Origin of the sequence: Streptomyces sp. I05A-00742 (assembly GCF_013055795.1) — a bacterium.
Classification (GTDB): domain Bacteria; phylum Actinomycetota; class Actinomycetes; order Streptomycetales; family Streptomycetaceae; genus Streptomyces.
The window spans coordinates 115401-128550 of record NZ_JABETO010000008.1 but is presented as its reverse complement, the minus strand read 5'-3'; the positions used below and the strand labels follow the sequence as shown (position 1 = coordinate 128550).

At 72.2% G+C, this 13150-nt stretch carries 16 protein-coding genes; 11 read left to right on the top strand and 5 right to left on the bottom strand.

The features are described from left to right. The first annotated feature begins 502 nt into the window (after nt 1-502). The 4 genes from HN013_RS10735 to HN013_RS10720 all read left to right on the top strand — a co-directional run bounded on the left by HN013_RS10735 (nt 503) and on the right by HN013_RS10720 (nt 4355). Entirely contained in the window at nt 503-1723 is a 1221-nt protein-coding gene (locus tag HN013_RS10735; RefSeq protein ID WP_171165570.1) for a 4-hydroxybenzoate 3-monooxygenase, read from the top strand. Nucleotides 1724-2038: 315 nt separating this feature from the next. Then, nucleotides 2039-2851 (top strand): SDR family NAD(P)-dependent oxidoreductase, encoded by an 813-nt coding sequence (locus tag HN013_RS10730; protein WP_171165741.1) that lies wholly within the window; start codon nt 2039-2041, stop codon nt 2849-2851. A gap of 95 nt (nt 2852-2946) precedes the next feature. Continuing rightward, nucleotides 2947-3570 (top strand): DUF4232 domain-containing protein, encoded by a 624-nt coding sequence (locus HN013_RS32870; RefSeq protein WP_171165568.1) that lies wholly within the window; start codon nt 2947-2949, stop codon nt 3568-3570. A gap of 182 nt (nt 3571-3752) precedes the next feature. Further along, the gene (locus HN013_RS10720; protein ID WP_171165566.1) at nt 3753-4355 is read left to right on the top strand and encodes a GTP-binding protein; all 603 of its coding nucleotides are present in this window, start codon (nt 3753-3755) and stop codon (nt 4353-4355) included. 26 nt (nt 4356-4381) lie between these two features. On the opposite strand, the gene HN013_RS10715 is transcribed toward HN013_RS10720, so the two are convergent. Next, nucleotides 4382-4900 (bottom strand): hypothetical protein, encoded by a 519-nt coding sequence (locus HN013_RS10715; protein ID WP_171165564.1) that lies wholly within the window; start codon nt 4898-4900, stop codon nt 4382-4384. A 113-nt stretch (nt 4901-5013) separates the two neighbouring features. Between HN013_RS10715 and HN013_RS10710 the strand changes: the two genes are divergently transcribed. Beyond that, complete coding sequence (locus HN013_RS10710; RefSeq protein ID WP_312018560.1) at nt 5014-5892, top strand: endo alpha-1,4 polygalactosaminidase; 879 nt, start codon at nt 5014-5016, stop codon at nt 5890-5892. A gap of 53 nt (nt 5893-5945) precedes the next feature. Then, nucleotides 5946-6608 (top strand): hypothetical protein, encoded by a 663-nt coding sequence (locus HN013_RS10705; RefSeq protein ID WP_171165562.1) that lies wholly within the window; start codon nt 5946-5948, stop codon nt 6606-6608. 6 nt (nt 6609-6614) lie between these two features. Here the strand turns inward: HN013_RS10705 and HN013_RS32865 are convergent, their stop codons facing one another. Further along, on the bottom strand, nt 6615-6791 hold the full coding sequence (locus tag HN013_RS32865) for a DUF6194 family protein (protein WP_398979228.1): 177 nt from the start codon (nt 6789-6791) through the stop codon (nt 6615-6617). Nucleotides 6792-6798: 7 nt separating this feature from the next. On the opposite strand from HN013_RS32865, the gene HN013_RS10700 reads away from it, so the two are divergent. Next, on the top strand, nt 6799-7008 hold the full coding sequence (locus tag HN013_RS10700; RefSeq protein ID WP_312018559.1) for a hypothetical protein: 210 nt from the start codon (nt 6799-6801) through the stop codon (nt 7006-7008). Nucleotides 7009-7060: 52 nt separating this feature from the next. On the opposite strand, the gene HN013_RS10695 is transcribed toward HN013_RS10700, so the two are convergent. Continuing rightward, a complete protein-coding gene (locus tag HN013_RS10695; RefSeq protein WP_171165560.1) occupies nt 7061-7996 on the bottom strand; it encodes an NADP-dependent oxidoreductase in 936 nt (311 codons plus the stop codon). Nucleotides 7997-8106: 110 nt separating this feature from the next. On the opposite strand from HN013_RS10695, the gene HN013_RS10690 reads away from it, so the two are divergent. Both HN013_RS10690 and HN013_RS33890 read left to right on the top strand, forming a co-directional pair. Then, nucleotides 8107-8496: a helix-turn-helix domain-containing protein gene (locus HN013_RS10690; protein WP_171165558.1), complete on the top strand. Its 390-nt coding sequence runs from the start codon at nt 8107-8109 to the stop codon at nt 8494-8496. A gap of 228 nt (nt 8497-8724) precedes the next feature. Further along, entirely contained in the window at nt 8725-10146 is a 1422-nt protein-coding gene (locus HN013_RS33890; RefSeq protein WP_212764190.1) for a vanadium-dependent haloperoxidase, read from the top strand. Nucleotides 10147-10197: 51 nt separating this feature from the next. On the opposite strand, the gene HN013_RS10680 is transcribed toward HN013_RS33890, so the two are convergent. Further along, complete coding sequence (locus tag HN013_RS10680; protein ID WP_171165556.1) at nt 10198-10704, bottom strand: hypothetical protein; 507 nt, start codon at nt 10702-10704, stop codon at nt 10198-10200. A 109-nt stretch (nt 10705-10813) separates the two neighbouring features. Between HN013_RS10680 and HN013_RS32315 the strand changes: the two genes are divergently transcribed. Continuing rightward, complete coding sequence (locus tag HN013_RS32315; RefSeq protein ID WP_212764189.1) at nt 10814-11248, top strand: hypothetical protein; 435 nt, start codon at nt 10814-10816, stop codon at nt 11246-11248. Between the two features lie 51 nt (nt 11249-11299). Continuing rightward, entirely contained in the window at nt 11300-11791 is a 492-nt protein-coding gene (locus tag HN013_RS10670; RefSeq protein WP_171165554.1) for a hypothetical protein, read from the top strand. 305 nt (nt 11792-12096) lie between these two features. Here HN013_RS10670 and cynR read toward each other — a convergent pair whose 3' ends face one another. Beyond that, complete coding sequence (gene cynR, locus HN013_RS10665) at nt 12097-13029, bottom strand: transcriptional regulator CynR (protein WP_171165552.1); 933 nt, start codon at nt 13027-13029, stop codon at nt 12097-12099. Nucleotides 13030-13150: the final 121 nt, after the last annotated feature.

Here is a 13150-nt window from a genome sequence, read left to right as displayed (position 1 = left end):
CGCGGGAAATGCATATGAACTGCCCACAGCGTATGACCGAGGGATGTATGGCCGAAGAATGATTCTTCGGACAATCGGGTGCCAAGCAGGCTATGAGTTCGGGGAGCGGCGGGTCAAGCGGCTTTGGTCCGCGCAAACTTGTGCGGTCGCGCACTTCGGGAGAAGGGAATGGCGAAATACCGCCGCGGGTCCGTCGGGCGGCTCCGGGGCGGTATTTCGCACTATCGGTTTATGGGTTTTACGGATTTCCGTGATGGGGGTGGCGGGGACGTTCGGGCCGGGCCGGTGATCCTGCCTCCGGTGCCGAAGGCGAGCGTGGCACCTCTCCGGCGCCGCCCTCCGATTCGTACAGGGATATCGCATGCTCGTCCGCCCTCCGATCCACAACTGCCGTGACGCGCCCGGCGGTAGCCTGTGAGACCCCGGCGGCGGCCGCCATGCCCATTCCGCCCGCGCCGGGCGCTCGTTCGGCGCCGGACCACCGAACCGGAAGGGGCGAACCATGCCACCGGCCCTCACCCGCACCACCGTCGGCATCGTCGGCGCGGGCCCGGCGGGCCTTATGCTCGGGCACCTGCTGGCCCGGGCGGGGATCGACTCGGTGGCGGTCGACCACCGCACCCGGGCCGCCATCGAGGGCACCCAGCGCGCGGGCATCCTCGAAGCGGACAGCGTCCGTCTGCTGGCCGACACCGGGGTCTCCGACCGGGTGCGCCGCGACGGCCACCCGCACGCCGGCATCCATCTGCGCTTCGGCGGCGAGAGCCACCGCGTCGACTTCCGGGGCCTGGTCGGGGAGAGCGTCTGGCTCTACCCGCAGACGGACGTGTTCACCGACCTCGCCGACGCCCGCGAGCGCGACGGAGGAGACGTCCGCTTCGGCGTCACGGGAACCCGGGTCGTCGACCTCGCCTCGGACCGCCCGGGGATCCTGTTCACCGACGCCGACGGAGCCGCCCGGGAGGTGCGCTGCGCCGTCCTGGCCGGCGCGGACGGATCACGCGGCGTATGCCGGTCCGCGGTACCGGAGGCGGCGCGCACGCACTACGTCCGCACGTACCCCTACGCCTGGTTCGGCGTCCTCGTCCAGGCCCCGCCCAGCGCCGCCGAACTCGTCTACACCCACTCCGAGCGCGGGTTCGCCCTCATCGGCCGGCGCACCGACACCCTGCAGCGCATGTACTTCCAGTGCGACCCGGACGAGGACCCGGCGGCCTGGCCGGACGACCGGATCTGGGCGGAACTCCAGGCGCGGGTGCGCGGCGCGGACGGCTTCGCGCTCCGGGAGGGCCCGGTGACCGACCGCTCCGTCCTGCCGTTCCGCAGCTTCGTCTGCGAGCCGATGCGGTACGGCCGCATGCTGCTCGCCGGGGACGCCGCGCACACCGTCCCGCCCACCGGGGCCAAGGGCCTCAACCTCGCGCTGGCCGACGCGCGGGTGCTCGCGGAAGTGCTGGAACGCGCCCTCGCCCGGCACGACTTCGGCATCCTCGACGAGTACGGCCCCCGGGCGCTGCGGCGTGTGTGGCGGGCCCAGCACTTCTCCTACTGGATGACGACGATGCTGCACCGCTCGCCCGGCGCCACCGCCTTCGACGCACGCCGCCAGCTGGGGGAACTGGAGGCGGTGGTGGGCTCCGCCGCCGGCTCGGCCTACCTCGCCGAGGCCTACACCGGCTGGCCGGAGCGGACGGGATCGTCCTGGCCCTCGCGCCGGCCGTGAACACCGCGCCGCGCGTCCGCGCCACGGCCCGTCAGGGCGGCGTCAGGAACGGCGCGAGGCGCTTGCACCGGACATCCGGACGCCCTTGAATACTGCTCGTGAACAGCCATCCGCGCCACAACGACCGGCCGCCGCATCCGGCGCAGCCCGGCTCCGCGCCCTGTTCACGCCCGGTGCGTCCCTGCCCCTGACGCCGCCGTGCTTCCCGCACGGAGTGTCAATTCTTCGTAGAACTCCACCGGTTGCCGCACGCGCGCCACCGGTGCTCGCCCCCCTTTTTTCCCGGAGTGGATTCCCGTGTCTTCTGCCGTCCCGATGCCTTCCGCCGCCCCGACCGCCACCAGGACCGTTCTGGTCACCGGTGCCACCTCCGGCATCGGCTGGGAGACCGCGAGGCTGCTCGCCGGCCGCGGTGACACGGTCGTCGTCCACGCCCCGGACCGGGCCGCGGGGGACGACGCGATCACCCGTCTGGTGGCGGCGGGCGCCGACGCCCGCCGGCTGCACCTCGTCACCGCCGACTTCTCGCGGCTCGACGAGGTACGGGCCATGGCCGCCCGCGTCGCCGACGAGCACCCGGTGCTCGACGTCCTCGTCAACAACGCCGCCGTCGCCTCCCCGGAGCAGCGGACGGTCACCGCCGACGGCAACGAACTGTCCTTCCAGGTCAACTTCCTGGCCGCCTACCTGCTCACCCACGAGCTGGCCGGCCCGCTCGGCGCCCGGCCCGGCAGCCGCGTGGTCAACGTGTCCTCCTCGATGCACCGCACCGCCTCCATCTCCTGGAACGACCCCCAGCGCGCCCGCCGTTACTCCCGGCTCGCCGCCTACGCACAGTCCCAGCTCGCCCTGACGATCTTCAGCCGGGAGCAGGCGCCCTGGACGTCGGTCAGCATCCACCCCGGCGTCTGCGACACCGCTCTGCTGCCGTTGTACGCCCACGAAGGCGACTCCCCGGAGGCCGGCGCAGAGCGCGTCGTACGGCTGTGCGACCCCGGTACGGAGCTCGTCCCCGGCGCCTACTACGACCGCACGGCACTGTCCCCGGCCGCCCCGGTGGCGATGGAGGACCGCACGGTCCGCCGCCTGTGCAGGCTCGCCGACCAGCTGGTCTCCACGTCCCGCTGAACTCCCCGGGGACGGAGGGCCCGCACCTGACGAGCCGCCCGGGGGAGGGCGGCGCCCACGGCCGTGGGCTCCCGCCGTCGTGAGACGATCGGCCGGTGAACTGGACGGAGAAGGGCCGCCGCCCCCTCGGCGTACTGCTGGTCGTCTGCGCCGCCGGGCTCACCGGCTGCGCCCGGGAGGAGCCGGCGCGGACCGTCCGGGAGGCGGCCGCACCGTCCCCGGCCGCCGCCTCGGGCCCCGCGGCCGGACGGACCCCCTCCACCCCGACCGCGACCCCCGACCCCTGCCCCCGGGAGGGCGTACGGGTCATGGCCGGGACCGTCGACGGAGCCATGGGCCTGCGCGCCCTCACCGTCCAGCTCGTCAACTGCGGCACCGCGCCCCACACCGTCGACGGCCGTCCCGACGTGCGCGTCCTGGGCGAGCGGGGACAGGCCCTCGACGTCACCGTCCACGACGACCTCACGACCATCGCCGGAACCGGCGTCCGGAACTCCGCACCCCGGCCGGTGACGCTGCGCCCCGGGCAGGCGGCGGAGGCGGTGGTGATGTGGCGCAACACCTACGACGACCCCAGCCGCCCGCCGCTGCTCGGCCGCCGGCTCAAGGTGGCCCCGGCCGTCGGTGAGCCGGGGCAGACGATCGCGCCGGAGGGCGGCGTGGACCTCGGCAGCACGGGGAAGCTGGCGGTGGGTCCGTGGAAGCCCATGGGGGGCTGACCGCTCGCGGGAGCCGTGGCCATCGACTCCAGGGCCGCCACCTGAATCACCGTTCCGGGGGCGCACTTCCGGCCGCTCCCCGAGCCTCGCGCGCCCCACTTCCGTGGCGCATCGCGGAGGGGGCGCGGGGCAGCCGCCCGGCGAGAGTTCCGGAGGGACCGGGAGCGAGAGGAGGCGTGCGGATGGCCGGCGATCCCGTACGACCACGTCAGAGGAAGCACAGGACCATCGGGGCGATCGGCAACAGGGGGCACGGCAAGACCACCCTGGCCGTCGCCGTGGGCAAGGCCGCGGCGAAGACCTACCGGCAGGACGCCGGGGCCGTCGAACGCATCGTGGAGGCCGCGGGCCGGACCCGCGCCGCGGTCGCCGTGCACAGCACGCACAGCGCCTACGCGACCCCCGGCTGCCACTACACCCACTTCGACATCTCGGCCGGACACGTCGGTGACCTGCTCGGCCACACGCCGCTCGACGGCGTCGTCCTCGTGGTCTCCGCCCTCGGCGACGTCACCCCGCAGGCCCGCGAACACCTGCGGCTGGCGCGCGGTGCCGGGGTGCGCGGGCTCGTCGTCTTCCTCAACAAGTGCGACGTCCTCCAGGACCCCGAGGCGGTCGACGAGGCCGAGCGGCGGGTCCGCGCCCTCCTCCGGGAACCGGGGCCCGACGGCGACCCGATTCCCATCGTCCGCGGCTCGGCACTACAGGCCCTCGCCGGTGACGCGTTCTGGGAGGCGTCGGTCGTCGAGCTGATGAAGACCCTGGACGCGCGCGTGCGTGCCTGAGGGCGGCCCGGTCCGGCCCGGGCTACTCAGCGTCGCCAGTACGCTCCGGTCAGGCTGGTGGCCCTGAGCATGGCCGGCTCGTCGTACGGGGCGGGCCACATCTGGATCAGGTACTCCTCGACCGGGTCGCCGTCGCCGCGGGGGTCGCCGTCGTCACGGTTCCTGCCGTGGACGCGCAGGCGGTAGTCGCCGGGGCCGGGGAGTTCCAGGCGCTTGGCCGGGTCGCCGCAGTTGCCTTCGTCGCTCGCGCTGAAGTCGATGAACGGGGAGCGCCAGGCGACGGACACCTCGGCGATGTCCTGCCAGTGGTCGAGGTCGTCGGGCAGCGGCGGGAGGGCGTCCCACAGCTGGGCGGTGACGGTGACGCTCCCGATCTCCTGTCCGCACAGGACGCGGGCTCCGTCGCCGTCGGGGTCCGCCTCGACCAGAGCATTGCAGTTCCATTCGGGCTGGAACTCGACGACGAGATCCTCCCCGACGAGGTCGATCGTGGAAGCGTCCACGAACACGCTTTGGGCTGTGGTGCCCTGTATCAACTGAGCCATGGGGCCGGCCTCCTTCCTCGCAACAGCAAGCGGTGGGGCGGGGCCCATTGTGACGCGCTGCCCGGACAAGAACCGCCGGAATTCCGTGAACGGCCCGAACGTAAGGTGTCTTCGTGACTCTTCACCGTTCCCGCGCCGCTCTCACCGCCATGGTCCTGACCGCGGCTCTTGTCACGGCTTGTTCCTCCGGAAAGTCGCAACAGGACGACGATCCCCGGAAGTCCGGCCGCCCCGGCACCACCACGGGCACCGAGACCGGCGCCCCCGCGAACGTGCGGAAACCGGGCGCGAACATGGCCTTCGACTACCAGCTCGGCGGCGCCTACCCGCCTCCCGGCCCGGTCCGGGCCGTCTCCCGCGACCGCGAGGCCAAGCCCGTCAAGGGGCTCTACAACATCTGCTATATCAATGCCTTCCAGTCGCAGCCGGGCGAAGCCATCACCTGGTGGAAGAAACACCACAAGAACCTGCTCCTGAAGAGCGACGACGGTGACCTCATCATCGACGAGGACTGGGACGAGCCCCTGCTCGACATCTCCACCCCGGCCAAGCGCGAAGCCCTGATGAACATCGTCGGCCCATGGATCGACGGCTGCGCCGCGGCGGGTTACGACGCGGTGGAGCCGGACAACCTCGATTCCTACGCACGGTCCGACGACAAACTCACCCCCGAGCACGCGACCGCGTTCGCCCGCCTCCTGGCCACCCGGGCCCACCAGCGGCACCTGGCCATCGCCCAGAAGAACACCACCGACCTGCTTCCCCAACGCGCCCGCATCGGCTTCGACTTCGCCGTCGTCGAGGAATGCGGACGCTACAAGGAGTGCTCCGACTTCAGGGACGCCTACGGTGGCAGGGTCTTCGACATCGAATACGCGAAGAAGGATTTCACCGCCGCCTGCCGCTCCTGGGGCAAGAAAATGTCCATCACCCTGCGCGATCGCGACGTCAGCCGTCCGGGCAGCGACAGTTACGTGTATCAGTCCTGCTGAGGCCGTTCTCCGGGCGCTACCGAAACGGGCGGCAGGGCAATACCGTGTCGGCCATGACCGAAGAACGGACTGACCACAGTTTGGCGTGGATCGGGCATCACGCCGATGACCTCGCCAGGGGAACCGTGGACGGGATGCTCGGAAGCATCTCGCTCACCGCTGTACGCGGCGTGGATCCGGTCGATTTCCTGGTACGGATGGGGGCGGACCGGGATGTGCTGGAGCGAGGCGTCCTGTACAAGGACATCGCTGCACAGTGGTCCGGGAGCGATTTCAAAGACGTGCAGTGCATGTTCGGCACCAGCGGGGAATGGACGTTCCTGCTGGAGAACTTCCTGTGCGCCACCTGGTACCTGGACTGGATCGAAGACGTTCAGGACGCGATGCCCCGCCCGGGCGAGGAACTGGTGTGCGTGACGCTGAACCACCATCAGTCCCCATCCAAGCTCCTGTACTCACCGGGCGACGGAGAGGTGTGGAGCATAGGCATCGGGGAGGAGAGCCTGCTGGACTACCCCGAGCGTGACGATCCGACCGGCAAGGTCGCCGCGCTGGACGAGGCCCTGCGCAGGGCCGGTGTGGTGTGGCAGGCCGACGACCTGCTTCCCCGCACCTTCCGGACGGTGGGGGAACATCTGGGCATCCGTCTCCCCCGCGAAGCGATTGAGGCGGGACTGCTGCCTGCCGCAGGGCTGCCGGACCCTACTACTCAATAGGGGGTGTCAGTCATTCTCCCGCGTCTGTCGGTGGTCGTCTGTCGCTGATGCGTGTCGCCGCGCGAACCGGGCACGAGCGGCGTCGTGGGCGCCACGCAGAAGCCGCACAACTATGTCCGTTGTCCTCTCACCGGGATTGACGACAGAGATCCAGCCGAGTGCGCCGTACACCGGGTGCGGCATTCCCGCAGTGCGCGAGATCATGGGCTCCCTGCACCGGCTCGACGGTTCGGGGGAGGCCCAACGCATCCTGCGGCAACGCCTCGACCAGGTCGCCACACGAACCGTCGGTCTGCTCCGGGCGGGCGCGGACTTGGCAGCCGTCGTCACGGCTGCCCCGGAACCCACCGCGATCTGGTCCGTGTCGGGGGACGTCGGCCCTGGTGACGACGGCTCGTAGGTGCCGGTCGCCGGAGTGGCGGATCATGCGGCCGGGGGCCGACGAGCGGCAGTCACGGGGTGAGGACCAGTCGCCCCCGCAAACCCCCCTTGGCCAGCGTCTCGTGCGCCTGGGCGGCGTGGTCCAGCGGCAGGGTGTCGGCGACGCGCAGGGACAAGCGGCCGCTTTCGGCCAGCGAGGAGAGCCGGGCGAGGGCCGGGCCGTCCGCGGCGACCCAGTTCTCCGCGACGGTGATGCCGCGCAATGCCACGGGTGCCGCGCCGGCGACGACCGAGACGAAGGATCCCCGGTTGCGTACGGCCCCCAGGGCGGGCACCCCGAGCACCGCGGCGTCGAGGACGGCGTCGACGCCGCCGGGAACGAGGGCGCGGACCGCTTCGGCGAGGTCGGCGGAGCGGGGGACGAACCACCGCGCGCCCGCCGCCCGGACGAACGCCTCGTCCCCGGCGCCGGCCGCCGCCACCACCCGCAGTCCGCGGAGCGCGGCCAGCTCCACCGCGAAGCCGCCCACCGCGCCCGCCGCACCGGTGACCAGCAGTGTGGCGCCCGGATGCAGGGCGAGCAGGTCCAGCGACTGGAGGGCGGTCAGCCCGTTCAGGGGCAGCGTGGCCGCCTCGGCGGCGGAGGAACCGCCGGGGGCGGGTGCGACGGCGTCGGCGTCGAGGACGACGAACTCGGCGTACGTGCCCAGCGAGACGTCGAGCCGGTCCCTCAGACCGATCACCCGGTCACCGGGGGCGAACAGCGTCACGCCCGCGCCCACCTCGTCGACGCGCCCGGCGACGTCCCAACCGATCCCCGTGACCGGGCGCGGCGCCATCAGCCCCGCCGCGGCGAGCGTCCCGGAACGCGTCGCCGCGTCCACGGGGTTGACGGCCGCGGCCTCCACCCGGATCCGCACCTGACCGGCGCCCGGGACGGGCACCGGCACCTCGACGACCTCCAGGACGTCCGGTCCGCCGAACGACTTCACGACAACGGCACGCATCGCCGACTCCTCAGCATTCGCAGGGGCTTGATGTACGACGACCCTATGGAGAGCTACTCTCCATCGGGAAGTAGGCACTTCGAAGTGCGTACCGAACGTGGAGGAGAGCCATGGCAACACAGCCCGACGTGCGCGCCGCCTACGACGCGTACCTCGCCGAGTGCCCCGCCCGGCAGTTGCTCGACCGGATCAGCAACAAGTGGGTGAGCCTGATCGTCAACGCCCTCGCCGCCGGGCCCCAGCGCTACGGCGACCTGTCCCGGCGCCTGGCGAGCGTCAGCCAGAAGATGCTGACGCAGACGCTCAGGAGCCTCGAACGGGACGGTCTCGTCGAGCGCACGGTCACACCGACCGTGCCCGTCCGCGTCGACTACGCCCTGACGCCGCTGGGGGAGGGGCTGATCCCCGTCATGCAGGCGATCAAGGGGTGGGCGGAAGGGAACATGGACGAGGTCCTGGCGGCCCGGGAGCGCTACGACACCGGCGCCGCCGCCGGCTGAGCATGTCGCGCAGGCAAGGGAGAGCCGCGGTTTCACCCGAACGGGTGGTCATCGGATCGGTGTGTTCTCCCGGCCGCGGCGGAAGGCCAACTCTGGTCGGTGGGGGCGTACTTCGGCGTCGCCCCGCAATCCTTCCCGGCATTCCTTCCCGCATCTTCCCGCAGGGGGCGCACCATGCGTGACAGCACCGTGCCTTCACCATTCCGGTTCGTTCGCGGCCGACGTCCGGTGACGGTAGTCGCCACGGCACTCGCCCTCGTCGGCGTGCTCACCGGAACGGCGATACCGGCGGCACCGGGGCCGGCGGCACCGCGGTCGGCGACGACCGGGCCGGTCGCCCGTGCCGCCGTCGCCGACGTACGGCCGCTGTCGGCGGCGGCCGATCCCGCGGCGGTCGTCCGGGACTGGAACGTCGTCGCCGCCAGGACGATCGACGAAGGGCTCGGTCCCACGCGGCCCTCGGGGCAGACGGCCCTGTGGCACGGGCTGGTCGCCGTGGCGGTGTACAACGCCGTGACCGGAATCGAGCGGAACCGCTACGTCCCTTACCGCTGGCGGGAGTCGGCGCCCCGCGGCGCCTCCGCGCAAGCCGCCGCCGTCGCGGCGGCCCACCGCGTCCTGACCGAGTGCTTCCCCGCGTCGCGCGCCCGGCTCGACACCGCGTACGCCGAGTCTCTCGCCGGACTGCCCGACGGACACGCGAAGCGGCAGGGCGCGGCCTTCGGCGAGCGGGCGGCCGGGCATCTGCTCGCCCTCCGGCGGCACGAGGGCGGCCTCCCGCGGCCCGACGGACGGCCCGTGCCGCCCGGCGGCACGACGGAACAGCCCCCCGGAATATGGCGGCCGACACCGCCGCGGAACGAGGCCTTCATCGATCAGTGGCTGAGCACGACGCACCCCATGCTCCTGACGTCCCCCGCCCAGTTCCGCCCCGCCGGGCCACCGTCGCTGACCTCCGCCCGCTACGCCCGGGACCTGGCCGAGATCGCCGCCATGGGCGCGCGGACGGGTTCCCGCCGCACCCCGAACCAGACGGAGACGGCGACGTTCTTCGGGGGCAACCTGGTCGCACAGTTCCAGTCCGCCTTCCGTGACCACTCCGTCCGGCACCGGCTCGACCTCGTGGAGACGGCGCGCCTCTTCGCCGCCGGGAACGCGGTCGCCGCGGACACGGTCATCGCCACCTGGGACGCCAAACGCCACTACGCGTTCTGGCGGCCGATCACCGCCATCCGTGAGGCCGACCGCGACGGCAACCCCCGGACCAGGGGCGTCCGCGACTGGCAGCCGCTGCTCGACACCCCGCCCCACCCCGAGTACATCGCCGGCCACGCCACCGTCGCCGGCGCCGTGACCCAGGCACTCCTCACCGTCCTCGGCAGCCCCCACCTCGACCTCAACCTGCCCGCCCCGGGCGGCGGCACGGCGCGGCACTACACGTCAGCCGCCCACCTCAACCAGGACATGACCGACGCCCGCGTCTGGGCGGGCGTCCACTTCCGCTCGTCCGACATCACCGGCTGCCTCACCGGCGCCCGCATCGGCCGCTGGACCACGGCCAGGTACTTCCGCCCGTCCGACGCGGCGGTATCGCAGACACGGCCTCCGGCCGGACCGGAAGCCGTTTGCGGAGTCCACTCCGGGAAATGACGGGAAATGAGGCGCGCCGAGCGCGGCCCTCTCCGCGTGCGCGCCTCCGCGTCACTTCGCGAAGGTCACCCCCGCGAAGCAGAAGACGCAGCCCTCCAGGAGCGGGAGCGAGCTGAGGACCCGGTGCCGCACGCACGAGGCCGGTGTCGTCTCGTCGGGGCGGGGGAAGGTGATGCCGTCGTCCCGGGCCGTGGCGGGGTCGAACGCCTCGACCATGGCGCGGAACCGGCGCAGATACGATTCGGCGAAGGGCGGGAAGTAGTTGAGCTCGTCCCACCGGTGCCGCCGTGACGCGAGGTCGACGACACGGAGCACGAAGTCCTTGGCCTCGGCCCGCTGTTGCGCCGTGCGGCCCCAGTCGATGTCCGCCAGGTCGAAACCGACGGCACCGCGCCCCATGACGCCCTGGTCCTGCCGGGTCAGCATCGTGGCGAACCGGTAGTCCCATGCCGTGGCCGCCAGGTCGGACACCGCCAGCATGAGCACGTCGACGAAGACCGATGTGCCCCCGTTGGACAGATACAGGTCGAGGTCCCCCGCAGAGAAGATGTTTCCCACAGTGCCCCACCCTACGGTCGGCTTCACCGGGGCCCAACCTGCCCGGATCCGCCTTCGGGATGCCAATATCGCGAGGCGGCGGCACGGCGGGTGAGGTTACGCTGCGCCGGTGATCGAGGACGGCGCCACGGACACCGGCAGCGTGACCACGGTCCGGCGCGTCGGCGAGACGATCCGCAGGCCGGCCGGCGAGTGGACGCCTGCCGTGCACGCCCCGCCGGCCCACCTGGAAGCGGTCGGGTTCACCCGCGCCCCGCGCGTGCCCGGCACCGATGGCGGTGACGAATCTCTGGCACTGCTCCACGGCACGCCCGCGTTCATGCCCTGGCCGCCGCACTGCGGGCGACGGCCGGGCTCGGCGAACTGGGGCGCCGGCTCCGCGACTACCACGAGGCGGGAGGCCGACCGCGTCGAACGGCTCGGCCGCCGGGGCGACGAGCCGTGGGCGACGTTCCTGGCCCGTGGCGACGCGGCCGAGATACGGGCCGAGCAGGAGTGGGTCCGCTCACGACCTGCCGCCCGCCTCGGCGAGGCGGGCACCTGAGTGTGTGCGGGGTGCATAGGCAAAGTGTCTGGCGCACTGGAGAGGCGGAACATGGACAGAAACGTGGCGATCGGTCTTCTCCGTATGGCCGCTGCCCACCGGGACGCGGAGGTATGGCTGCGCCCATCCGGGGAGCAACTCGTCCGGTTGGGCCTGGACGCCCTCCTGGCCGGCGTCGAGGCGCCCTCGCTCTTCCAGCTGGCCGGGCTCGGGCGCAACGAGTACGGCGAGGCGCGGGAGCTGTTCGGCCGCGCCTTGGAGGAACTGGAGCTGCTGCCGCTGCTGCCGGAAGAGCTTGCGGACGCGCGCTGGACGGTGGCGCGCTGGTGGGCGCGGCGGATTGTCGAGGGTGATCTGGAGCCGTTCGCCGGAGCCTTGTTGATCTGGGAGGAGGCGGCGGCGGAACTCGGACACCCCGCCGAGCTGCGACGGATCGTCGAACTGTCACGGGCGGTCGAGACGCGGTACGAGGAGGACCCGATCCCGCGGCACATCCGGGGTGACATCATTTCCGCGGCCCGGGACTTCCTCCGCGAGGCTTGACCGCCGCTTCACGACCCTGGCGGTCGAGGTCCCCTGCTGCGGAGGCGCGACGTCGCTGGACGCGCTCGACTACCACTGGCCGTGCGGTTTCGCCCGCTTCGAGATCGCCCTCCGGAAGCCCGGACGCGCGTGGTTCGGCGCCGACGAGCTCTCCGCGCTCGGCGAAGCGCTCGGGCATCCTCTGCGGCAGAGCAGGGTGCACATCCGAGGCACGTGAGGCCGGCAGGGCGGCTCGGGAGCCGTCGCCGCCGACCGGTTCGCTCAGCCGGGGCGGCCGCACCGGGCGGTACGCGGGCGCCCCTCGCTCACACCGCGAGGGGATAGCCGCGGGCGCGGACGTGATCGTGCGTGAGGCGTGTGAAGGCGTGGGCCGCGGCGCTGCGGTAGGCGGTCTCGCGGTGGAGCAGGGTGACGGTGCGGGAGGGGAGGGGTGGCTCCAGGGGGACGGGGGTCAGGTGGGGGTGGTCTTCGGCGATGGCGTCGGGGAGGACGGTGGCCAGGCGGGTGCGGCGCACGATTTCGGTGAGGGCCTGGAGGGAGTTGGCCTCGACCGAGATGCGGGGACTGATGTGGTGCTGCGCGAAGTAGGCGTCGATATGGCTTCGCGTGGCGAAGTCCGCGCTGAGCAGAGCCAGTTGGTGGTGCGCGAGGTCGCGTATGGGGAGCGGCCGGGCGGGGGCGGCAGGGGCGGAATCGTGCTCCTGGGGTCCGGAGGGGCGGGTGCCGGTGACGAGGCTGAGGGTTTCGGTGAAGAGGGCGGTCGCGGCGACGCCGGACTGATGCGGGTCGTCGAAGGCGATGCCGAGGTCGAGCTCGTCGGCGAGCAGGGCCGATTCGAGGCGATCCTGGGGCATTTCCCGGAAGGTCAGGGTGATACCGGGGTGGCGGGTGTGGAGCTCGGCGGCCAGGGGGCCGATGAGGTAGGCGGTGAAGGTCGGGGTCGCCGCCAGCCGTAGGTGGCCGCGGGACAGGTCCCGGACGTCGTGGACGGCGCGCTCGGCGGCGGCCAGGTCCCGGAGGGCGCGGCGGGCGTGGTGGACGTAGGTCTCGCCGGCGTCGGTGAGCCGGACGGTGCGGCCGGTGCGGTCCAGCAGCTGCACGCCCACCGTGCGCTCCAGCTGCTTGATCTGCTGGGAGAGCGTGGGCTGGGAGATGTGCAGGTCTTCGGCGGCGCGGGTGAAGTTGCGGTGCTCGGCCACGGCGAGCAGGTAGCGCAGGTGGCGCAGTTCCAGGGCCATGGAGCCAACCATAGATGACATCGATGGAAGTGATGGTCAACGACTCTTGGACGCTATAGGTGCTGGTGGTGCACGGTGGTGTCACCCAGCCGAAAGGCCGGGTCCACGGAGCCGACCCACC

Coding starts and splice junctions, on each gene's coding strand:
- HN013_RS10735 (WP_171165570.1), top strand. CDS start 503: ATGCCACCGGCCCTCACCCGCACCACCGTCGGCATCGTCGGCGCGGGC.
- HN013_RS10730 (WP_171165741.1), top strand. CDS start 2,039: ATGCCTTCCGCCGCCCCGACCGCCACCAGGACCGTTCTGGTCACCGGT.
- HN013_RS10720 (WP_171165566.1), top strand. CDS start 3,753: ATGGCCGGCGATCCCGTACGACCACGTCAGAGGAAGCACAGGACCATC.
- HN013_RS10715 (WP_171165564.1), bottom strand. CDS start 4,900: ATGGCTCAGTTGATACAGGGCACCACAGCCCAAAGCGTGTTCGTGGAC.
- HN013_RS10705 (WP_171165562.1), top strand. CDS start 5,946: ATGACCGAAGAACGGACTGACCACAGTTTGGCGTGGATCGGGCATCAC.
- HN013_RS32865 (WP_398979228.1), bottom strand. CDS start 6,791: ATGCCGCACCCGGTGTACGGCGCACTCGGCTGGATCTCTGTCGTCAAT.
- HN013_RS10695 (WP_171165560.1), bottom strand. CDS start 7,996: ATGCGTGCCGTTGTCGTGAAGTCGTTCGGCGGACCGGACGTCCTGGAG.
- HN013_RS10690 (WP_171165558.1), top strand. CDS start 8,107: ATGGCAACACAGCCCGACGTGCGCGCCGCCTACGACGCGTACCTCGCC.
- HN013_RS10670 (WP_171165554.1), top strand. CDS start 11,300: ATGGACAGAAACGTGGCGATCGGTCTTCTCCGTATGGCCGCTGCCCAC.
- cynR (WP_171165552.1), bottom strand. CDS start 13,029: ATGGCCCTGGAACTGCGCCACCTGCGCTACCTGCTCGCCGTGGCCGAG.